We start from the raw sequence: 21,577 nt of genomic DNA on the forward strand, positions 1-21,577 counted from the left end.
GCTGGCCGGCGACGGCGAGATCATCGCCCAGATCTACAAGGAGCGTGTCCTCAAGCGCGGCTATGGCTCCGGCGCCTGGGGCTGGCAGACCGCCTATCGGGAGACGATCACCGTATAGAACCAATCGACAATCATCATCGGAGCGAGCGAGGGCGAAGGAATGAGCAGGTTGAGGCATGGTCGGCCACTTTTGCCCGCGATCATACCGGTAGCCTTGGCGCTCGGGCTGCTGGTCGTTGCACCTGCCAGCGCGCAAAGTCCGTCGGGAAGCAACCCGACCGAACAGGCGGTAAGCGAACAACAGCTCCTTGACGAATTGGCCAAGATCCAAGGCCAGATCACCATTCCGGACAGGCAGGCCGCGACATTGCAGCAGCCGCAGGGGCGCGACTTTCGCGCGTTCCACGAAGGCGTCCTGCCCTGGATCGGCGGAATTGCCGTACTGGGCATGCTGCTGTTGCTGGCGCTTTTTTATCTTATCAGGGGGCGCGTACGAACGCAGGCCCCGGAAACCGGCGTCAAACTCCTGCGCTTCAATGCGCTGGAACGCTTGATCCACTGGACCACCGCCACCGCCTTCATCGTCCTCGCGATCACCGGCTTGAACTTCATTTTCGGCAAGCGCCTGCTGATACCGCTGATCGGAGCCGACGCCTTCTCGTCATGGTCGCAGTGGGCTAAGTACGCCCATGACTTCTTCTCGTGGGCGTTCATACTCGGCATCGCGATCATGCTGGTCATATGGCTATGGGGAAACCTTCCAGATCGCTATGACGCGCATTGGCTCAAAGTCGGTGGCGGGTTCTTCGACAAATCGAATCGGACCCACCCTCCTGCGGCTCGGTTCAATGCAGGGCAAAAGCTTATTTTCTGGTCGGTGGTGTTGGGCGGAGCCGCGCTCTCAGTGTCCGGCATCTTCATGCTCTTTCCGTTTTGGTTCGCTGATGTGAACGGGATGCAACTTGCACAAACGATACACGGCACGATCGGCGTGCTGATGATTGCCGTCATCATTGGCCACATCTATATCGGCACCCTCGGAATGGAAGGCGCCTATGAGGCGATGGGGTCGGGCACGGTCGACCTTAGCTGGGCCAGGGAGCACCACAGCGCCTGGGCGGAAAAACAGAAGGCCGAAACTGGAGCGCCCCCTCCGCGGCCGGTGACAACGCCTGCGCAATAGAGTTCCAACCCCAGAGGTTAGCCGCATCGGCCGACAGCATGAAATCAAGCGACACGCACCTCAGCTCTGCGGCGAATCGGTATTTATAGGTCCCGGCTCACCTGTCCAGGCGGGCCCCACAAGGTTCTGGCCCGGATCGCCAACGCGTGTGCTGGAGGTGCTGTTGACCATCCAGGCCGGCTGCTGCTCCGCCTGCAGATAATAACCTGTCCCGATCGCGATCGCGATCGCAATGACAACCCCGGTCAAGATCATGCCCATCCCGGCTTCTCCCTTTCTGCTGTTGCCCTAACGCTGCTGAAGTCCAGGTCTATCCGCGTTGCTTTGGTCACTGTGGCGTCTGCGTTTGTGAGGCGGGGTCTTGCGGTGCCGGATTGTCAGCTCCAGCCGGCGGAGCCGCGGGTTCGGCAGTCTGCTGGAATTTCAGATCGAGCGCCGTCAGCGCGAGCAGCGGGGGTGGCATGGCGACACCGGCCAGCCTCATGTCCCTGGCTGTTTTTTGGCACACGGCGATATCGTTGGCGGCAGCGAGTTCCTCGGCCTTTTCAACGGTTATGACTGATTCCTTGGGCGTGCTCGTCACGTCGTCGGGCGGTAGCGGTGCAGCCCTGCTCTCCTTCTGAGGCGCGTTTGTGACCGTTCCGGTGGCTACCTTGGCGTTGTTCGGCGCGGGGGAATCCGTCGCCACGCCTCGTTGCCCGGTGACTTCCTGCGCCGAACCTGTCTGCGCCGGCGACTTCGGCGGCGCGGCTCCGCTCGAACCACTTGTGCCGGCCTGCTGGGCCGGAGCCGCCTGCTGAGGCGGAGCCGCCGCGGGTTTCGCACCTGCGGCTGGAGCAGCCGCTTCCGGTGGCGCCTTCATAAAGGCGAGAAGCTCCTGGCAGAGATTGGCCGGCCGGCCCGTGCGGGTGTTCTGAGCGGCTGGATCAGATGGCGCCATTGTCGGGGGAGCCACGGGTGTTGCAGTTTGCGCCGCCGGGGGCTCCTGAGCGACGTTCGGGTCGGGTGCGGTGCTGTTCTGTGCGTATGAAGTTGAAGCTGACAGGGCCACGATCCCTGCGAGGACGGTTTTTCTCATCGCTTAAGCTCCTTGCCTTACGATTCCAACTCGCCACATCAGTTGAATTCGCGAGTGTGCCCGAGCGTTCCATGAACTTGCGTTATCCAACGCATTACGCTTCAACACCGCGTGGGCCAGGTAGACCGGCCCACGCGTATCAGGCTTACCGGGAGCGCATGAAGTCCGGGATTCGAACCAGGATTATCTCGGCCAGTATCACCGTCACCGCACCAACAACGATGGAATGAGCAAGCATTTCGCCTAGGATTTGAGGCAAGGAGCCAGACAGAGCTCCTGATAGTGCCGGGATGCCGAGGCCGGCCATCAGTCCCATCGGGGCGACCATGTTCTTCACCGGACAGCCGCGGTCCTGGCTCGCCATCTGGATGCCGGTCATTACAACAGTTGCAGCTGCAGGCAGAAACAATCCGCCGACGACTGCAGCAGGCGTCGCCACCAGGACAGCCGCAACTTTGGGCAGGAATGCCAACACGATGAAGATGAAGCCGGCGACACGAACCACATGCCGGCTGGCTACACCCGTTAGTTTGATTACGCCAAGATTTTGAGCATAGGCGGTGGTGCCGAAGCCTCCGATAAGGGCAGCAAGCATCGAGCCACCTGCTTCTCCTGCTATGCCCGCATTGACGCGCCTGTCGGTCAACCCGACACTCGCCAGCTTGGCGGTGGCCTCATACATTCCCATGGCCTCCACCACGGCGACAACGAAGACGATGCACATGGTGATGGTGATCGCGGGATCGAAGGTCAGCGGCCCATATGGCAACAGTTTCGGCAAGGCGATCCATGGCGCCTTATCCACGCTCGAGAAGTCGAGCATGCCCAGGGACAACGCCAAGATGTCGCCGACGATCAGGGCAATCAAAAAGCCGAACATCCGGTAGGTGCCGCCGAACGCGGCGCTGACCAGAACAACCGCGGTTGTGACGCAAGCAAGAAGCAGGCTCGGCCCCGTGGCAAAACTCGCCGAGCCAACGCCGCCGAAGAATTGCATGAAGGTGAAACCTGCGAGCGCGATGCCGACCAACGTGATGATGGTGCCCGAGACGGCCGGCGAAAGCAGACGCCTCAGGCGGGCGAACTGCCCGCAAAGCGATAAAAGAAAGACCATTGCGGCGCCGATGAGTAGCCCGAGGCTCGCCGCCGAAATGGTGCCTGCCTTGTAATAGCCGATGGCCAGCGGCGAAAACGCCGAAGACGGCCCTTGCACTACCGGCAATCGCACGAGCTTGGTGCTTTGCGCCACGGTGACGATGCCGGCCGCAAGAAAAGTCGCGGTCACCAGGTTGGTCGCCAGACTGGCGGAAAATCCGGCCACAGAAGCAATGAAGATGGGGTCCAGCCAGGCATTTGAAACGAGTGCCTGCTGAAGTCCCAATGCCAGTCTGCGCCTGGTGGGGATGATCTCCTCAACATCCCCAACAGCGCCGTCGAGCACTCCATGCTCCCGCTCGTCCAGATGCGCATCTACATATCCGGCCATGATTTAAACTACCTCCTCCCAGAAGCAAAAGCCGCCTGGCGGCGTTCAGTGATTTTGTCTTTGTCGTCAGGCCTCAACGCACTGCATGCGCCGCGAATGCCTGCCATGTTCGCGCAGCACGCCGGCAAGCTCAGGCATGACCGGCCGCCCCTCCTCGACCAGGACTTTCCCGTTGACGACGGTTATGCCGGCCGTTGCCGGTCCGCAGCGGAGCCAAGCTTCGACCGGATCGGTATGAGCGCCGGCAAGGGCAACGTCAGACATGCTCCAGACGACCAGATCTGCACAGGCACCGGGCCGCAGATGACCGATTTCGTCTTCCCAGCCGAGACAGGCCGCCCCGCCGCGCGTGGCGACATCGAGCGCATCACGCGCCGACATTGAGCTCGGCCCATTGCGATAGCGGCCGAGCAGCAAGGCAGTCCGTGCCTCCAGCCACATAGAGGCATGATCGGTGGAGGCCGAACCATCGCAGCCAAGACCGACCCGCATGCCGCGGGCGCGCAGGCCCATGACATCGGCCGAACCGCCGCCGATCAGCATGTTCGAACAAGGACATTGGGTGGCGCAGACGCCGGTATGGGCAAGGCGGCCGATTTCGGCGTCGCTGGGATAAATGAAATGCGCAACCCACGAGCGCTTGCTTGCCCAGCCGACGCGCTCAAAATATTCGGTTGGCGTGCAACCGTAGACCTCGGCGCAGTACCTGTCCTCCTCCGGGTCCTCAGCAAGGTGGGTGTGGAGCCTGAGGTCGTATTTTTCGGCCAGGCGCGCCGATTCCGACATGAGGCGTTCCGTCACCGAAAACAGCGAGCACGGCGCCAACGCCACACGGGTCATCGATCCGGGCGAAGCATCATGGAATTTTTCGACCAGGCGGACACTGTCATCAAGAATTTCATCCTCTCGCTGGACCACGGACGCGGGCGGAAGTCCGCCATTTTCGACAGAGCGGGTCATCGAACCGCGAGTGGCGTAGAAGCGGAAGCCGATGTCAGTGCTGGCACGGAACTGGGCATCGATCAGATTGGGCTTGGGATGGACATACATATGGTCCATCGACGTGGTGCAGCCGCCCATGAGAAGCTCGGTCATGGCGATGTAGGTGGAGAGATAGACCGACTCTTCACTGAGCCCGGCCCATATCGGATAGAGCCCGGTCAGCCACTCGAACAGCGAACCATTGGTCACCGGCGCGTAAGAGCGCGTCAGATTCTGGTACATGTGGTGGTGGGCGTTAATCAGCCCCGGCGTCACCAGTCGGTCTCGCGCCGAGATGGTCCTTTTGGCAGCCGGCTCCTCGCCGGCCTTGCCCACCGAATGAATTCTCTTGTCTTTGACGGCCACCCAGCCGTTGGCGATTTCCCAGCCGCGATCGACATAAACGTATGCGTCGTGGACAAGCAGGTCTACGGACATGCAATTTCTCCAGGTCAGTTCTCATTCAACTCGACGAAGCTGCGTTTCAGCTTCGCGCGCTATGAGCCCTGTCCCTGGAATTGCGAGTTCCGGATCGTCATCGACTGGTAGGTTGAGCGGGCTTGCTCTGATCAATGCACGTTAGGAGACGACTTGAACTGCCGGCTCCCAGCCTGAGCGAATGCTCGCGCTTCGACATCATCAGGCATTGATAAGGCAATCGCACATTTGCCTTTCTGTCAAATATTTTCACATCAGCGAACGACGGCGTCTCTCGGTCGAAACCTGCAAAGGGGACTGACATTTCGGGATGTGAAAGTCGGCGGTGCAACTAATCGATCAGCGGGTCGTCACCTCGAAACTCGCTCATCCCAGCAAAAGTTTGGAATGAGCACAAATATCGTGCCGCCGATTTAGCGGCGCAGTGATCGGGTTGGGAGCAAGTTCGGTTCAGTCAAGCACACGAGCCGGTGAAACTGTTTCGCGCCCGACTGGTACTCATTCACGGCGATAAGAGGTCATGAGTGCGCATCGGTTTGGTCAGGCAGAACCGAGACCGCCGAGCAGAAGATACTTCAATTCGGTGAATTCCTCGATGCCGTGATGCGACCCTTCGCGGCCGAGTCCGGACTCCTTGATGCCGCCGAACGGTGCGAGCTCGGTTGAAATGGCCCCGGAATTGATGCCGACCATGCCAAATTCCAATGCCTCGGCGATCCGGAATATCCGACGAAGATCGCGCGCGTAGAAATAGGCCGCCAGGCCGAACTGGGTGGCATTCGCCTGAGCGATGACATCGGCATCGTCGGCAAAGCGATAGACGGGTGCGAGCGGTCCGAATGTTTCCTCGTGCGTCACCTGCATTGCCGAGGTGACCTCCGACAGCACCGTCGGCTCGAAGAAGGTTGCCCTGAGGGCATGGCGCTTGCCGCCGACCAAAACCTTGGCGCCTTGGCTCACGGCATCGGCAATGTGGCGTTCCACCTTGTCGACCGCTTCGGCATTGATAAGCGGTCCCTGCTCGACGCCCGGCGCGCAACCGTCGCCTACCTTGAGCGCAGCCACTGCTTCCGAAAGTTTGGCGACGAAAGCATCGTAGATGTCTTCCTGCGCATAGATGCGGTTGGCGCAGACACATGTCTGACCCATGTTGCGGAACTTGGCGACCATCGCGCCCTCGACGGCGGCATCAAGATCGGCGTCGTCGAAAACGATGAACGGCGCGTTGCCGCCGAGTTCGAGCCCGACTTTCTTTACCGTGGAAGCCGCTTGCCGCATCAACAGTTTGCCGACTTCGGTCGAACCCGTGAAGCCGACAAACCGCACCGACGGATGGCTGGTCATGACCTCGCCGATGGAAGGGGCATCGCCGGTCAACACGTTGAGAACACCCGCAGGCACGCCGGCGCGCTCGGCCAAAACAGCCAGGGCAAGCGCTGTCAGCGGCGTTTCCGGAGCAGGCTTGACCACGGCGGTGCAGCCGGCGGCAAGTGCCGGCGCGACCTTGCGGGTGATCATGGCGGCGGGGAAATTCCACGGCGTAATGGCGGCGACCACACCGATCGGCTGGCGCAGCACGACAATGCGCGCATCCTTGCGGTGCGCTGGAATGGTTTCGCCATAAATGCGCTTGGCCTCCTCGGAGTAGAACTCGACGAAGGAAGCAGCATAATCGATCTCGCCACGCGCTTCGGCTAGCGGTTTGCCTTGCTCGCTGGTCATGATCAGAGCAAGGTCATCCCTGTTGGCCAGGATCAATTCAAACCAGTTGCGAAGGACGGCTGCGCGCTCCTTCGCCGTCAACCGCGACCATGCCGGAAAGGCTTGCGCCGCCGCCTCGACCGCCCGCGTCGCCTCGGCTGCGCCGAGATGCGGCACCCGTGCGATCTCTTGCCCGGTCGCGGGATTGATGATCGGCGTGACCGGTTCGCCGCACCACTGCCCGGCAATCTGGCAGTTCGATCGAAGCAGGGAGATGTCGTTAAGGTTCAGCATGACCGCGAAAGCTCTCTAGGAATGGGAAAGGAGTGCCCGCGAAACAGGCTCTCAGCCGACGAAGTACATCTTGGCGTGGTTTGGGCTTGGCAAAGATCGGGCGGACGTTTCGCCCGCCCCATCAGCGCGAGGTCACTTCTTGTTAGTGGCGATGAAGTCCGCCATCAGCGACACGATTTCGAACATCACCACCATGGCATTCATTGCGGTGATCTGGTTCGGGTTGTCCTTGGTCGGCATGAGGCAGACGACATCGCCGCCGACCACATTCAGGCCACGCAGTCCCTGCAGCATGCGAACCGCCTCGCCGATGCGGATGCCCGGATAGCCGGGTTCGAGGTTCGAAACGCCGGGGGCGTCCGCGGGATCGAGCGAATCAAGGTCGAAGGTGATGTAGACGGGTGCGTCGCCGATACGTTCGCGCACCGACTCGATCACGCCGCGCGTGCCGATCTCCTCGAATTCGTCCATGCCGATGATGCGGTAGCCGAGTTCCTCGCTGGTATTGCGCGAGCCAGGCGTGCCGACATTGGGCCGGATGCCGATCTGGGTCGAGCGATGCGGATCGAGGTGGCCTTCCTCGACGAGATAGCTCGCCCAGTGAGCCGCCGAGCGGCGGCTGCCGAGCCAATGCGGAAGATGGTTGTAGCTGTCAGTGTGCGAATCGAAATGCACCAGCGCAACCTTGCGGCCGTCGCTGAGCCGGGCATCCTTGCCAGCCACGGCCTTGACCAGCGGACCGGTGATCGAATGATCGCCGCCCATGGCGACAAGCCGGGTGCCGGCCTTGTCGAAGCGCTTGGCAAAGGCTTCGATATGCTCGACGCAGACGTCATTGACCATAGCTTCCGGCAGCGGCACGTCGCCGGCATCATTGATGCGGCAGACGTCCCACGGTATCAGGCCGAAGCGGCCATGGCCGCGCCGATATTGCGCCGAGACATTGCGCACGGCACGAGGGCCGAGATGCTGGTTGCGTTCGGTCGAGCCGTTGCCCGAGCTATGCGGCACGCCAAGCAGGGCGATGTCGCTGGCGGCCGGATCTTCCTGCCAGGGGCAACGGAAGAAGGTCGGGATGCCCCACCAGTACCAGCGCGCCATTTCTTCCTTGGCGGTATCGAAGTCGATTTCGGACATGTGCGATGCTCCTTTGGTTTCGAATTGGGCTGTGTCCTCAGGCATGAGATGCCGGCCGCTCCCGTGCACGGGAGCCTGATCACACGCCGAACGGGTGGAAGCCGCGCGCTCGTTAGGGTGAGGCGGGCATGAAAATCTTGCCGGGGTTGAGAATGTTGTTCGGGTCGAGCGCGGACTTGATCGTTGCCATGACCTGGCGCCTGGCCGGATCGCCGAAGCTGACAAGAGCCTCGCGCTTCTCCAGCCCTATGCCGTGCTCGGCCGAGATGGCGCCGCCGATTTCGACAAGCCCGGAATAGACGATAGCTTCGATCGCTTGACGCGGCAGGTCGTCCTGTGCGCCGACCATCACATGCAGATTGCCATCGGCAAGATGCCCAAAAATATAAAGACCGAGCGGATCGGCCAGTTGCTTCAACTTCGGCTCGATGGTACGGGCGTAAGCGCCAAGATTTGCCAGCGGTACCGACACGTCGAAGGATTTCACGTCCGGCCACATGCGATAAAGCGCATCAGCATCTTCGCGGATCAGCCAGAAGAAATCCCGCTGGCTGCTGTTTTGCGCGACAATGACGTTGGTGATGAGTCCCTGCTCGTAGAGCGTTTCGAGATGGGCGATGAAGCGGCCCTGGCTGTCGCCATCCGCCGTCTCCTCCGTCTCGGCAAGGAGCAGGAACGCTCCGTCGCCGATGTCCGGCAGCGATTGACCATGTGCGCCGGCAATCGTCTGTGCATAGTTGCGCCACAATATCTCGACGGCGCGCAGATGGTCGCCGAACCGGTCGCGCAGGTTTTGCGCGACGGCGAGCGCCGCATCGATCGTGGCGAATGCAAACAGCGCTGTGGCCGCGACCGGCCGCAACGGCTCCAGGCGGATCGCGACGCGGGTGACAATGCCAAGCGTGCCCTCCGAGCCTGCCATGAGATCGGTCAGGCCATAACCGGTATTGTTCTTCAGCACGCGCGCAAGATCGCTGACCAGAGTGCCGTCGGCGCACACGAATTCGCAACCGAGCAGGCGGTCGCGCATGGTTCCATAGCGAAATGCCTCTATGCCGCCGGCATTGGTCGCAGTCATCCCGCCGAGCGTCGCGGAGCCGCGAGATGGCAAGTCTATTCCGGGGCTAAGACCATGGTTGGCCGCAGCCTGCTGCAAGGCTTCGAGCGTCACCCCCGCATCGGCGACCGCAACACGGCCAATAGGATCGATCTCGATTCCGCTCGCCAGCCGGCGCGTGCTGAGGATGAGGTCGCCCGGCGCCGAGGCCGTGCCGCCGACAAGGCCGGTCAAGCCGCCATGGGTCACCACCGGCACGCGTTCGGCGTTGCACAGCGCAAGCAGCCCACGCAGCTCATCGACCGATCGGGGCGACACGGCGACGCCGGCGGCGAGGTTTTCGGGATGATAGCCGCTATTCCAGTCGCGCAGCTTGTCTTCGCGCTCGACTGAACCCACGATGCCATCCAGCCGTGCAAGGAACGCGTCGCTGAACGAAGACGACGTGACTGGAGCAGTTGAGCCTTCAGTCATCCGGCTGTTCCATAATATTACCCGTCCATTCACCGGCGATGTAGAGCTTGTCGAGCACTGGCTTTGTCCTGGGCGGCATGGCCTTCAGCCCGCGAGAAACGCGGCGTCCTGCCGAATCTCGAGCACGGTTGGTGTGGTGCGGCCGACGCTCTGCGTCAGTTCAGCGGCGAGTTGCTCGAAACTGTCGATACGCGCGGCGTGGCAGCCAAAACCGCGGGCGATAATGATGAAGTCGGGCGTCGCAAGATCGACTCCGAGCGGCGCTATGCCCTTGTCCAGCATATAGTTGCGGATCTCGCCATAGCCATCATTGTTCCACAGCAGCACGACGATCGGCACTTGTGCCTCGACTGCGCTGGCAAGCTCACCAATGGTGAAGAGAATGCCGCCATCGCCCATGAGCGCCACAACCGGCCGCGCGGCACCTACGCCGAGCTTGGCGCCGATGGCCGCGGGCAGGCCGTAGCCGAGGGTGCCGTATCCGGTGCTGGAATTGAAGAAGGATCGCGGCTGGCGCGGGCGAAAAAACTGGTTGGCGGCATAGACCGTCTGGGCGGAGTCGCCAACGAAGACCGCATCGGGAAGGGCAGCAGCCAAGGCACCCATCAAACGACGGTAAGGCACAACACTGTCCGGCAACGCCTGGTCTCCAGCGGCCCGCAGCGCTGCGGCGCGCGCGGCGCCGTCGCCGGCCGAGCGGTGGTGCGTCAGGCGCGAAGCCAGGCCGGCAAGCGCGGCCGCCGCGTCGCCAAGCACCGGCACGTCGGCCACAGGTTCACATGACAACTGCTCGTTGTCGATGTCGATCCGGATCAGCCGGCCGCCGGGCATGAGTTCTGCCGGCGTCGGATACATCTCGGTTTCGCCGAGTTCGGTGCCGACCGCGAGCACCACATCGGAATCATGGAAGGCTTGGCGCAGCGGTACGCTGCCCAGGTTTTCCCCGGCAAGAAGCGGATGGTCGGGCGCAAGCAGGCCACGCCCATTGACGGTCAGCACGGTCGGCGCATCGAGCTGTTCGATCAGATGCCGCGCCTCGTCCGCGGCCGAAACGGCGCCGCCGCCAAGCACGACGAGAGGCGTTCTCGCCTGTGCCAAAAGTGCGGCCGCTTTGTCGAGCGAAACGTGGGAGGGCGTCGGCCGATCCGGCAGAGGACGCGCGCCTGCCGGCATATCGCCTGCCTGCGCGGTGATCACATCGACAGGAATCTCCAGATAGACGGGGCGCGGCCGCCCGCTTGAAAACACCGCCATGGCGCGGGCGAGCGCCCGTGGTAGCTGATCGGGGTGCAGCACCGTCTGGCTGAAGGCGGAGACCTCGGCGGCAAGGTTGCGCTGTGAGCGCAACTCATGCAGGGCACCGACCGGCGCGCCGAGTTGCTCTATCGGATTCACCGTCGAGATCACCAGCATCGGCACCGAGTCAGCATGGGCTTGGCCCATCGCCGTCAATATGTTGGTAAGGCCGGGCCCGGTGACCGTGAAACAGACGCCAACCTTGCCGGTCGCCCTGGCATAGCCATCGGCCATGAAGCCGGCACCCTGCTCATGGCGCGGCGTGACGTGGCGGATGGACGACTTGTCGAGGCTGCGATACAGCTCGACATTGTGCACGCCGGGAATGCCGAAGATGAACTCGACTCCATAGGATTCGAGCAGTCCGATGATCATCTCTCCGCAAGTCGGCATGTTCTGTCCTGCAAGTCGGATTTGGTTCGCCCGCTCCGGTGCGAACCTCAATGCATAAGCTGCGAGAGGAAGTTGCGCGCGCGTTCCGTCTGCGGCGCATCGAAGAACTGGTCGGGCTTGGAGACCTCCACCACTTGGCCCGCATCCATGAAGATGACGCGGTCGGCCACTTTCCGGGCAAAGCCCATCTCATGGGTGACGCAAAGCATCGTCATGCCTTCGCTGGCCAGCTCCACCATGACATCAAGCACCTCTCCGACCATTTCCGGATCGAGCGCCGAGGTTGGTTCGTCGAACAGCATGATTTCAGGCTCCATGCACAGCGCTCGCGCGATCGCGACTCTCTGCTGCTGCCCACCGGAGAGCTGGCTCGGCATCTTGTTGGCCTGGTCGGCGATACGGACCCGCGCCAGCAGCCGCCGTGCGGTAGCCTCGGCATCGGCCCGCGACTTCCCGCGCACCTTCATCGGCGCAAGCAGGCAATTCTCCAGCACCGAGAGGTGCGGAAACAGATTGAAATTCTGGAAGACCATGCCGACTTCGCGACGGATCGCGCCGACATTCTTGACGTTGCCGTCAAGTTCCACATCATTGATGCGGATTGAACCCTCGTCGTGCGGCGACAGATGGTTGATGCAGCGGATCAAGGTGGATTTGCCGGAGCCGGAGGGACCGCAGATCACGATCTTTTCGCCCTTGGCGATCGACAGGTTGATGCCCTGCAGCACTTGAAAATCCGCATATTTCTTGCCGACATTGGTCAGCCGAATGATCTCGGTCATGAGATAATCCTTCGTATTCTGGAGCGGGTCAGGAGCGGCGCATCAACGCCATCGCCTTCTGCACGACGCTTGGGTCATTGGAGGCTTCGGCTTTCGAGCGGTCCCAGGTGTATTTCCGCTCCAGCTTGCCCTGCAGGAAGACCAACGCGTAAACCATGACCAAGTAGTAGACCAGGGCCGCCGCGTAGTATTCGGAAAACTGGAAAGTGGTCGACACTGCGCGCGACGCCGTGGCAAGCAATTCCTGCAACGAAATGACAGACGCGAGCGAAGTGATCTTGAGCAGCGTTATGAATTCGTTGGCCGTCGGCGGAATGGCAACCCGCATGGCCTGCGGCAGCGTGATGTAGCGGAAGATCTGGAAGCGCGACAGGCCAAGCGCCTCGCCGGCAGCCTCCTGGCCGGGGTCGACCGACTTCAGCGCGGCGCGGTTGATCTCCACCTGATAGGCGGCTTCGTTGAGGCTGAGCGCGATCCATGCGGCGAGGAACGGCGTGAACCAGGGCTCGCGGAAGATCGGGAAGAATTGCGGCAGCGCGTTCCAGACGAACAAGAGCTGCAACAGCGTCGGCGCGCCGCGCAACACGCCAACCAGACCCTTCAAAGTGCGCGAGAGGATTCCCTGGCTGCGATTGACGATTATGGCCACGGGAATCGAGATGAGAATGCCCACGCCGTGTGAGACGAGTGACAGGATGATGGTGACGCAGGCTCCCCTGAAGAATGCCTCGGACGTCAAGGCGCCCCAGAAAGCAGAGAAGTCGAAACTCATGACAGCTGATCCCAACGGTCGTTACATCGTGGCCGAAATTCAGGCGATCGGAGCAAGGCTCGATGCATAGCCTTGTCCGCAAGCGTGCCGGCGCAGCGAATTAACCACGCCGGCTGCATTTTTACTTATTCACCAGAGACGACGTCAGCAGGCGACAGGCGCCATTTTTCCGCGATCGACTTGAGCGTGCCGTCCGCCGCAAGAGCTGCCACTGCAGCGGCTACAGCCTTCTTGTCGTCTCCGGTACGACGCAGATAAACGCCGAATTTATCGTCGCCCGGAAACGAATAGATCGTCTTCAGCTGTCCCGGCTGCTGCAACTCTCGATAGGCAAGTTCCGTATCCTGCGAGACTGCGGCAGCCGCGCGCCCGACCAGCACCTGCTGGATGACGTCGGTCTGCTTCGGATAGGTCTGGATGCTGATCTCGTCCTTGCCCTCGGACTTCAACTTGGCGTTGACCGCTTCAAGCTGCTCGACATAATGGGTGCCGGCCTGAACAGCCACGACCTTGCCGCCCAGATCCGCCGGACCGCTGATGGTGAGCTCACTTTTGGCGCCGGTGAACACCACAAGCGCGGTGCCGAGATAAGGGACCGCATCATAGGACTTGGTCCGTTCCGGCGTTACGAGAATGCCGCTGATCACGCCATCGCAACGCTGCGACTCGAGCCCTGGCAAAAGGCCGGTGAAATCCGACACAACGAGGCGCGGCGTCAGGCCCCAATGAGTGGCCAGCGCGCTGGCGAGATCGATGTCGAAGCCGACCGGCTTCTGATCGTCAGCCTTCTCGAAGAATTCCATCGGCGGGAAGGTCGCATCAGTGCATACGACAAACTCGCCCTTGCCGGCGAAACTCGGCTTCGCGTCCTCGGCGGCTGCCGGAGCCACGGCCGACAGCACGCCGACGACGCTCAAGAGCGCGATGCGAGATTTAAGAGCTTTAGAAACCATTGACTTTCCCCCGTTGTGAAAACACTTGGCCGACATTTCGGACTCCTCGCCGTTCATGTTAGGCAGATCGTTGGCATTTATTTCGCTATTGGTCAACAAAATTCGGTTTCAACGAACATTGTTTGCGATATGGTAGCCATCCTCGAAGCAGTTTGGGTGCATGGCAGAATTCAAGCAGGGAGGTTCCATGACGGATATATCAATCGAGTCGCCAAAGGCGCGCGCTGGCAAGCAATCGCCTCGGATTGGCCATCTCTTGCGCGAGCGACGCCGGCAGCTCGACCTCACATTGGATGCGGTGGCCGAAGCGACCGCGCTTACCAAGGGTTTTCTGAGCGACATCGAACGCGACAAAACCTCGCCCTCGGTCGCCTCCCTAGTCAAGCTTTGCGAGGTGTTGAGCCTGCCGGTCGGCGACCTGTTCACCTCCTCCCAGTCGGCGGTGGTGAGAGCCGACGAGCGACCGCCGATCCGGTTTGGCGGCATCGACGTGTCCGACCATCTGCTGACGCCGAGCGGCAGCCTTCGCCTGCAGGCGATCTGGACGGAGATCGAGCCCAAGGGCGGCGGCGGCGAACAGCTCTATTCGCTGCGCGCGGAGGAGGAATTCATCCTCATCCTTTCCGGGGAACTGGCGCTGCAACTCGAAGACGAAACGTTCATCCTGGGCCAGGGTGACGCCATGACCTTCGATCCGCGCCGGCTGCACACATTCTACAACCCTTCCGAAACAACTCGGACGATCGCGATCTTCGTCATGACGCCCAAGCCGCGCTGATGGTGAAACCGAGCAAGGCCGCCAGCGACGCCGAAGCGACCTTGCCCTTGCCTGTCAGAGTTCGCGCGCGGCCACCGCGTCGATTTCGATCAGCAGGCCGGGAGCCACGAAACCGGACACGATGAACACGGTCGAGGCCGGCGGCGCTTCCGGCATGCGCAGGTCGCGCCATTTCTTGTAGCCAGCGACATGCTCGGCGCTGGTCACCAAACCCTGAACCTTGACGAGATTGGCCATGGCCATGCCATGATCGGCAAGCAGTCGCTCGATATAGTCCCAGGTCAATTCAGCCTGGCGATCGAAATCGGCCGGGATGGTGCCGTCCGCCTCAATGCCGACCTGGCCGGACAGGAACAGATACTCGGCGTTACGCTCGACCTTTACGGATTGCGAATAGCGGCTCGGCGGCACGGGCACGCCCTCAGGGTTGCGATAATCTGCCATGGGATTCCTTTCTAGGATGAGTTCTCCCGGACGCTCCGGAAGGGCTAAGGACGCTCCAGCCAGTCGAGCAGACGATAGAACTCGCCGACCACGGGAAGGAACCAGGGATGGCCGCTGTAAAAGGGCTTGGTGGTGAAGCGAGTGTGCGCAAATGCCGTGTCGCCGCCCTGGCCCAGTATGCGGTGGCCGATCTGGTCACCGAAATGGCTCATCAACGCGACACCCTGGCCGCAACAGCCGAGTGCGAAATGGATGCCATCGTGAGTGCCGACATGCGGGACCTTGTTGAAAGTGAAGGCGACATTGCCGGTCCAGCTGTTGGTGATCCGAGCTGATGCCATGGAGGGAAAGACTTTGGACATGGCAGCGTGTAGCCTGCTGGCGCTTTCACTGGCGTCTATCGGCCGGAAGCTGGTGCGTCCGCCGAAGATCATACGGGTGCCATCGGGCGACAGGCGATAGTAGAACAGGTTGCGCTTGGTATCCTGAATCATCTCAGCGCTCGGAATCAGCCGGCGCAGCATTGCCGGATCCATGGCTTCGGTGGCGATGATGTAGCTGCCAATCGGAATGACGCGGCGGCGGAACCATGGCATGCCGGGATCGGTATAGGCATTGGTGGCGATAACCACCTGATCGGCACGGAAATTGCCGCCATCGGTCGCCAACACGTAGGACGTCCCCTCGCGTTTGATGGCGTTTACCCGGCAGCGCGTGCGAAAGACAACGCCGGCGCGGCGGCACGCCGCAACCAAGCCAGCATGGTATTTGGCCGGATGCAGGCCGCCGGCCAAGACAGTGGTGCGCCCGCCAAAATAGATATCTGAAGCAAGCTTTTGGCGCTGCTCGGTCTGTGGCACCATGCGGGTTTCGACGCCGAGTGCTGCCAGCTCGTCGGCCTCGCGGGCGAGCGCGTCATAGTGCTTCGGCGCATAGGCGGCAAAATACATGCCGGTGCGTTGGTAGTCGCAGCTAATATCGTTTTCGGAAATGAACTGTTCCAGAAACAGAACCGAATCCTGCGCTTCCTGGAACAGCGCGTTGGCGGTGTCGCGACCATATGCTTCGCATAATTCCTTATGCGAAAGCTTCAACGTGCCCGATACCATGCCGCCATTGCGGGTGCTGGCGCCGAAGCCGAGTTCCTCGGCCTCGATTACCAAAACTGAAACCCCGTTTGCGGCGAGCTTGTGAGCCGCAGACAAGCCGGTATATCCGGAGCCGATAACCGCGACGTCGTAGCTTTGGCCTCCGCCGTCGGAAGCGTATGGGGTGCCGCGATCCCGCGCCTCCCACCAATAGGGATCGTTGCTCATGATCTGAACCTGTTGCCGGCGCGTCAACGATCCCTCCAAAGGTTTTACCGAACTTTGTTCGCTTATAGAAAACATCTGGAGGATGCAAGCTCTGTGCCCGCACCTACAAGGCGGGCAGGCGCGCGCGTGCCGTTGCGTTGCTCTACTGCCGGTACAGCTTCATGAATTGCGGCCAGGCTTCGGGGTCTGCGACTGTCTTGTCCCGACAAAACGAGTTGCAGAACCCGAATACACGCTTGTCGATCTCCATCAGATGAATGGCGGGCTTTCCGGAGTACGGGCAAGCTGCGTTCTCCGGCCTGCCATGCACGATCGCCCGCGCGGATAAGGGCCGGGGTCCCGGCCAGTCGCGCCGTGGACTATCGTAAAAATATTCCGGCCGGTCATCGCCATCGACCAAGGACATGGCGCGCCAGCGGCGGAATGCGTGGTCGGCGAGATGGGCTTTGACGTAGGCTTGCGCGGAGGCGGACACCTTCAGCCCATAGGTGGCAATGCGTGCCGCTACGGGTGCGAAAAACGCGTCCGCTGCGGAATAGTCGCCGCACAGCCATGGACCGCTACCGCCACTTTCCGCGCGGGCGTAATCCCAGATGACTTCCAGCCGCCTCAGATCGCCCGCAACCATCTCGTCGACGGGAAAATTCGAACAGGAAGCACGAAGGTTCATCGGGCAGTTGCTGCGCAAAGACTTGAAGCCGGAGTGCATCTCGGCCGCGAGGGACCTCGCGATTGCGCGCATGCCAGCATCTTGCGGCCAAATCCCGGCCTCGGGATGGCGTGTAGCCAGTTCCTCGGCGATGGCCAGGCTGTCGCCAATCGCCCCTTCAGGAAATCGCACGGCCGGCACCGTGCGCGCGGGATGGAACTCCTTGATCATTGCGGCAAATTGATCGGTCCCCAAGCGCGCCTGACTGACCTCGCAGGGAATACCGAAACGCTCGAACAGCAACCAGCCTCGCATCGACCAGCTTGAATAGGCTCGGTCGCCAATCGCAATCTCGTATTTCAAAGAGTGTCGTCCTTCCGGGTCATTGCAGGCATGGCGCCGCCTTGCTCCCGATCCTGATGTGCCTGGATGAAAGAAGCAAGATGGGCAACAGCCCTCTCCTCAAAGACCGATGTTTCGCTTCGGTGCATCGAAGAGAGGGGCGATGTCAGGATACCGCGCCAGTATCTCCTCCCCTCCAGGCACGAGTTGCGGGCGTAGAACGCCATCCTGCCATACCGGGATATCGTCGACCGTGATCGTCGGATCGACGACGTTCCACGAAATTTCGCCTGGCGCATAGGCGCCGCAGGTATGGAAATGCAGCAGCCGCGGATTGCCGAACGCAGCACCGCTCCACCGCTCATAGCTGTCGGACACCACGCCCGAAATCTCGCAGCCGGGATGGATACCGGCATGCCATGAATGGACGAAATCACGATCGATGCCCAATCTGGACGCCACCATCTGGTAGTGCTGCTCGGCAGCTCTTACAGCCGCCGCGCTGCCCTGGAACCGCGTGATGCGCCCCGCCTCGAACGACACCGACAATGCCCCCTCATATTCAAGAGCGTAGGGCTCGTAGTACATCGATCCGGTACCGACCAGGAAACCAGGCAGAGCAACTTTTCCAGAGTATCGTGCCGCCGGAATGGGCGTAAACACCGACAGGGGAAAGCGCTTGATCCCGACATCCGCCAAGGGCTTCGCGGTTCCGGCACCCGGCCCGTGGAAATCGGTCCCGCAAGGGCACGTAACATGGACTGATCGCGCATTGGCCAGCATTCTGTTGAGCGCTGTCTTGAGCTCAATGAACGCACGGTGATCCGCCGTGCCGTAGGGTGAGGAAAGCATCTCGGCGTCGAGTGCATAACATACGGCCATGCGCCCGTATGACGCTATGTCGCAAAAGCGCAGTTGGTCACCTATGCGCGCAAGGAAAACAGTCTGATCGGCCGACTGCATGAGCGCGCCCACATCGGCGGGCATTTCAGTCGGCCGGGGTATGAACGGCACCTGCTTGACCGTCACATGCGCGCCGATCACTTGCGCCGCACGTAAGATCGCACACAGGATTTCGTCGTCATAATAGCCGAGACCGGGCTCCTCATGGACTATCAACAGGCGATCGCGCTTGCGGATGCCGGCACAATTGGCCAGCAAGTTCGCCGCACCCTTATCGATCATTTCCTTTCCGCGCGACATCTCGATCCATCATTAATTTTCTACGAATCTAATGATCGCCGGCGTCGAGCCTCAATTTGAATTTTATAAACCGACTCATTAGTGTGAGTAATATGTTGCCGAACCTCCCTTTTGCGGCCCTGCGTGCCTTCGAGGCGGTCGTCAGGTTGCGCGGCTTCGCCCGCGCGGCCGAAGAACTGGGGGTGACGCAAAGTTCCGTCAGCCAGCACGTGAAAGTCGTCGAAGAGTGGATCGGGCGCACCCTGCTTGTCCGCGGGCCAAGGGACACGGTCGCGACGAATGAAGGAAAAGTGCTGGCAACGACAATCGCCAACGGTATCGGCCAGATCGGCGACCTTTGCGACAAGATGCGCCACAAGAGCGGCTCAGACCCCGCCATCACGGTATCCTGCCTGCCCGGCTTCGCGGTCAATTGGCTGTTTCCACGACTGATCAAGTTCGATCAACTCCACGCCGAAGCACCCGTATCCATTTCAACCGACGCCTCACCACTCGGCTTTTCGACCGGGCAGTCGGACCTGGCAATCCTCTACGGCATGGGCAACTATCCGGGGCTTCACGTCGAGCGGTTGCTGGACGAGCGCCTGTTTCCCGTCTGTGCGCCTTCGCTGCTTGAGAACGGGCCGGGTCTGACGACGCTTGAGGATCTCGCCCATCACACCTTGTTGATGGATGAACTAGCCGATGTCGGGGGCACTCCGCCGACATGGGCATTCTGGGCGGAGCAAACAGGCCAGACCTTGCCGATTCCGGTACGTGTGCGGCGGTTCGGTCAAACAAACATGGTCGTACAGGCCGCCATCCAAGGCTTGGGCGTTGCGCTCGGGCGCGAGCCTTTGGTGAAGGATGCCTTGGTAGATGGCAGCCTTGTGAAGCCGCTTCAGGGCGTTGCCCTTTCACAGTATTCCTACTGGTTCGTGTGTCCGAAAGCCGCGATGAAATCCGCCCGAATCCAGCGCTTCCGAAACTGGCTGTTCTCGGAAGCTGGCGGCTAGCAATCGCCATAGTTTAGGATTCCTAATGGCTGTCATTATGACAGATATATTGCGGGGCGCTGAACGGCGGCCTTAGAGTGCTTCATGGCAATCTGCGAAGGGCACGCTGCAAGATGTATCTGAGAAATGCCTGGTATGTCGCGGGATGGAGCAAGGACTTCGGCCAGGATCTGAAACCGGAAAAGATCCTCGGCGACAATATCGTCATCTTCCGCAAGCAAGACGGCTCACCCGTTGCCCTGGAGGATGCCTGCCCGCACCGTAAATTGCCGCTCTCGAAGGGTAGGCGCAAGCGCGACGCGGTCGAATGCGGCTATCACGGACTCACCTTCGATTGCTCGGGCATGTGTGTCGCCGCGCCGACGCAGCCAGGCAAAATTCCGGTCCGCGCGATGGTCAGGTCCTATCCCATTGTCGACCGATACCGACTTCTTTGGATCTGGATGGGCAATCCGACACTGGCCGATCCGGACACCATCTTTCCCATCGAGAATTTCGATAATCCGGACTGGGGTTACACGGATGGCGGCGTCCTTGACATCGACTGCAACTATCTCTGGATTGCTGATAATCTGCTTGACCCGAGCCACGTGGCCTGGGTTCATCTCACCTCGTTCGCGGGTGCTGGCACTGATGATCAGCCGCTGGAGATCACCCGCACCGACAGGGGCGTGATCGTCTCACGGTGGATATACGGGCAGCCGCCGTCTCCATACTATGCAGGCCTGGTGAAATTCGAGGGAGCCTGCGACCGGCTCCAGCACTATGAAATGTGCTTCCCGGCAATTGCTCTGAACAAGTCCGTCTATACACCGGCCGGGACCGGCGGACCTGGTGCGGCACCCGTCGACAAAACCTATGTCAACATTTCCTACAACTTCATGACGCCGATCGATGAGGATCGCAGCCGATATTTCTGGTTTCAGCACCGCAATACCGATCCGCAGGACAAGGCGATCTCGGAAAAGATGAATGCAGGCGCTCGCATGGCGTTCGAAGAAGATCGCGAGGTTCTCGTGGCGGTGCATGAGGGCATGAAGCACAAACAAACCCCGAATATCGATCTGGGGCTCGATGCCGGCGCGAAACTCTTTCGCCTGCATCTGCAGCGCCTGATAGACCGGGAGACTGGCGCCGCATGATGCCCTTTCTGGAAGTGCCGTCGGGTCACAAAGACGTTGTCACTAATGATCTGACAGTCGGGCCTTTCTCTGCCCACATGACCTCGCGGGAAGGAACAACATGTCTGCCTGGATTGGAATGATCTCGGACGAAGATGCCGACCCGAGACTGCAGGAAGTGCTGAACCTTGCACGTACACCGCATGGAACGGTGGACAATGTCATGCGCGTGCATTCGCTGCGCCCCAACACCATGAGGGGCCATGTTATCCTGTATCGCGCCGCGCTGCATGACGACACCAACACATTGCCGACATGGCTTCAGGAAACCATCAGTTCTTACGTATCGATCCTGAACGATTGCCCTTATTCGCTAGCCAACCACTGGGCCAATGCCCGCCACCTGATTGACGACGAAGCTCGGGCCGACGCCATCGAGCAGGCTCTGCATATGCGCCGGCCCGAAAGCGTGTTCGACGGCCGCGAACTTGCCTTGCTCCGCTATGCTGAAAAGCTGACCCTGTCGCCGGGAAAAATGGTGCAAGCAGATGTCGAGGCGCTGCGTCGGGAGGGCCTGGACGATGGTCAAATCCTCGAGGCCAACCAGATCATCGGGTATTTCAATTATGTGAACCGGCTGCTGAACGGCCTCGGCGTCACGACTGATGGCGATGTCGTCGGCTATTACAAGAGCACCGAATAGG

Annotated in this window: 20 protein-coding genes and 1 pseudogene; 6 read left to right on the forward strand and 15 right to left on the reverse strand. The window is 61.0% G+C overall.

Features of this window, described 5'->3' with window-relative positions; all coding sequences use genetic code 11:
- A pseudogene (locus tag ACLKMW_RS20855) lies at positions 1-118 on the forward strand (formate dehydrogenase); the annotation flags it as partial.
- A gap of 42 nt (positions 119-160) precedes the next feature.
- The gene (locus tag ACLKMW_RS20860; RefSeq protein ID WP_415726449.1) at positions 161-1,183 is read left to right on the forward strand and encodes a formate dehydrogenase subunit gamma; all 1,023 of its coding nucleotides are present in this window, start codon (positions 161-163) and stop codon (positions 1,181-1,183) included.
- Positions 1,184-1,243: 60 nt separating this feature from the next.
- Here the strand turns inward: ACLKMW_RS20860 and ACLKMW_RS20865 are convergent, their stop codons facing one another.
- The 11 genes from ACLKMW_RS20865 to ACLKMW_RS20915 form a co-directional block, all read right to left on the reverse strand.
- On the reverse strand, positions 1,244-1,444 hold the full coding sequence (locus tag ACLKMW_RS20865; protein ID WP_415726450.1) for a hypothetical protein: 201 nt from the start codon (positions 1,442-1,444) through the stop codon (positions 1,244-1,246).
- Positions 1,445-1,511: 67 nt separating this feature from the next.
- Positions 1,512-2,261: a hypothetical protein gene (locus tag ACLKMW_RS20870; RefSeq protein ID WP_415726451.1), complete on the reverse strand. Its 750-nt coding sequence runs from the start codon at positions 2,259-2,261 to the stop codon at positions 1,512-1,514.
- 145 nt (positions 2,262-2,406) lie between these two features.
- Positions 2,407-3,747 carry a uracil-xanthine permease family protein gene (locus ACLKMW_RS20875; RefSeq protein ID WP_415726452.1) on the reverse strand — a complete coding sequence of 447 codons (1,341 nt, stop codon included), beginning with the start codon at positions 3,745-3,747 and terminating at the stop codon, positions 2,407-2,409.
- Between the two features lie 66 nt (positions 3,748-3,813).
- Complete coding sequence (locus ACLKMW_RS20880) at positions 3,814-5,166, reverse strand: 8-oxoguanine deaminase (protein WP_415726453.1); 1,353 nt, start codon at positions 5,164-5,166, stop codon at positions 3,814-3,816.
- Positions 5,167-5,706: 540 nt separating this feature from the next.
- Positions 5,707-7,161 carry an NAD-dependent succinate-semialdehyde dehydrogenase gene (locus ACLKMW_RS20885; RefSeq protein WP_415726454.1) on the reverse strand — a complete coding sequence of 485 codons (1,455 nt, stop codon included), beginning with the start codon at positions 7,159-7,161 and terminating at the stop codon, positions 5,707-5,709.
- A gap of 132 nt (positions 7,162-7,293) precedes the next feature.
- The gene (locus tag ACLKMW_RS20890; RefSeq protein ID WP_415726456.1) at positions 7,294-8,298 is read right to left on the reverse strand and encodes an arginase family protein; all 1,005 of its coding nucleotides are present in this window, start codon (positions 8,296-8,298) and stop codon (positions 7,294-7,296) included.
- Positions 8,299-8,410: 112 nt separating this feature from the next.
- Positions 8,411-9,829, reverse strand: a complete 1,419-nt coding sequence (locus ACLKMW_RS20895) for an FAD-binding oxidoreductase (RefSeq protein WP_415726457.1) — start codon at positions 9,827-9,829, stop codon at positions 8,411-8,413.
- Between the two features lie 84 nt (positions 9,830-9,913).
- Positions 9,914-11,518, reverse strand: a complete 1,605-nt coding sequence (locus tag ACLKMW_RS20900) for a 5-guanidino-2-oxopentanoate decarboxylase (RefSeq protein WP_415726458.1) — start codon at positions 11,516-11,518, stop codon at positions 9,914-9,916.
- A gap of 47 nt (positions 11,519-11,565) precedes the next feature.
- Positions 11,566-12,300 carry an amino acid ABC transporter ATP-binding protein gene (locus ACLKMW_RS20905; protein WP_415726459.1) on the reverse strand — a complete coding sequence of 245 codons (735 nt, stop codon included), beginning with the start codon at positions 12,298-12,300 and terminating at the stop codon, positions 11,566-11,568.
- A 28-nt stretch (positions 12,301-12,328) separates the two neighbouring features.
- Positions 12,329-13,072 (reverse strand): amino acid ABC transporter permease, encoded by a 744-nt coding sequence (locus tag ACLKMW_RS20910; RefSeq protein ID WP_415726460.1) that lies wholly within the window; start codon positions 13,070-13,072, stop codon positions 12,329-12,331.
- 125 nt (positions 13,073-13,197) lie between these two features.
- Entirely contained in the window at positions 13,198-14,025 is an 828-nt protein-coding gene (locus ACLKMW_RS20915; RefSeq protein ID WP_415726461.1) for a transporter substrate-binding domain-containing protein, read from the reverse strand.
- A 187-nt stretch (positions 14,026-14,212) separates the two neighbouring features.
- Here ACLKMW_RS20915 and ACLKMW_RS20920 point away from each other — a divergent pair, with 187 nt between their 5' ends.
- On the forward strand, positions 14,213-14,803 hold the full coding sequence (locus ACLKMW_RS20920) for a helix-turn-helix domain-containing protein (RefSeq protein WP_415726462.1): 591 nt from the start codon (positions 14,213-14,215) through the stop codon (positions 14,801-14,803).
- A gap of 54 nt (positions 14,804-14,857) precedes the next feature.
- Here ACLKMW_RS20920 and ACLKMW_RS20925 read toward each other — a convergent pair whose 3' ends face one another.
- From ACLKMW_RS20925 to ACLKMW_RS20940, 4 genes are all read right to left on the reverse strand, one after another.
- Positions 14,858-15,247: a RidA family protein gene (locus ACLKMW_RS20925; RefSeq protein ID WP_415726463.1), complete on the reverse strand. Its 390-nt coding sequence runs from the start codon at positions 15,245-15,247 to the stop codon at positions 14,858-14,860.
- 44 nt (positions 15,248-15,291) lie between these two features.
- Positions 15,292-16,590, reverse strand: a complete 1,299-nt coding sequence (locus tag ACLKMW_RS20930; RefSeq protein ID WP_415726464.1) for an NAD(P)/FAD-dependent oxidoreductase — start codon at positions 16,588-16,590, stop codon at positions 15,292-15,294.
- A 115-nt stretch (positions 16,591-16,705) separates the two neighbouring features.
- Positions 16,706-17,575 (reverse strand): glutathione S-transferase, encoded by an 870-nt coding sequence (locus ACLKMW_RS20935; protein ID WP_415726465.1) that lies wholly within the window; start codon positions 17,573-17,575, stop codon positions 16,706-16,708.
- A gap of 99 nt (positions 17,576-17,674) precedes the next feature.
- A complete protein-coding gene (locus ACLKMW_RS20940; protein WP_415726466.1) occupies positions 17,675-18,739 on the reverse strand; it encodes a hypothetical protein in 1,065 nt (354 codons plus the stop codon).
- Between the two features lie 110 nt (positions 18,740-18,849).
- Here ACLKMW_RS20940 and ACLKMW_RS20945 point away from each other — a divergent pair, with 110 nt between their 5' ends.
- From ACLKMW_RS20945 to ACLKMW_RS20955, 3 genes are all read left to right on the forward strand, one after another.
- On the forward strand, positions 18,850-19,752 hold the full coding sequence (locus ACLKMW_RS20945) for a LysR substrate-binding domain-containing protein (RefSeq protein WP_415726467.1): 903 nt from the start codon (positions 18,850-18,852) through the stop codon (positions 19,750-19,752).
- 113 nt (positions 19,753-19,865) lie between these two features.
- A complete protein-coding gene (locus ACLKMW_RS20950) occupies positions 19,866-20,894 on the forward strand; it encodes an aromatic ring-hydroxylating dioxygenase subunit alpha (RefSeq protein WP_415726468.1) in 1,029 nt (342 codons plus the stop codon).
- Between the two features lie 100 nt (positions 20,895-20,994).
- On the forward strand, positions 20,995-21,576 hold the full coding sequence (locus ACLKMW_RS20955) for a carboxymuconolactone decarboxylase family protein (protein WP_415726469.1): 582 nt from the start codon (positions 20,995-20,997) through the stop codon (positions 21,574-21,576).
- The last annotated feature ends 1 nt before the right edge of the window (position 21,577 follow it).

This window comes from Borborobacter xinjiangensis (assembly GCF_047739745.1).
In the GTDB taxonomy this organism is placed as follows: Bacteria; Pseudomonadota; Alphaproteobacteria; order Rhizobiales; family Rhizobiaceae; genus Pseudaminobacter.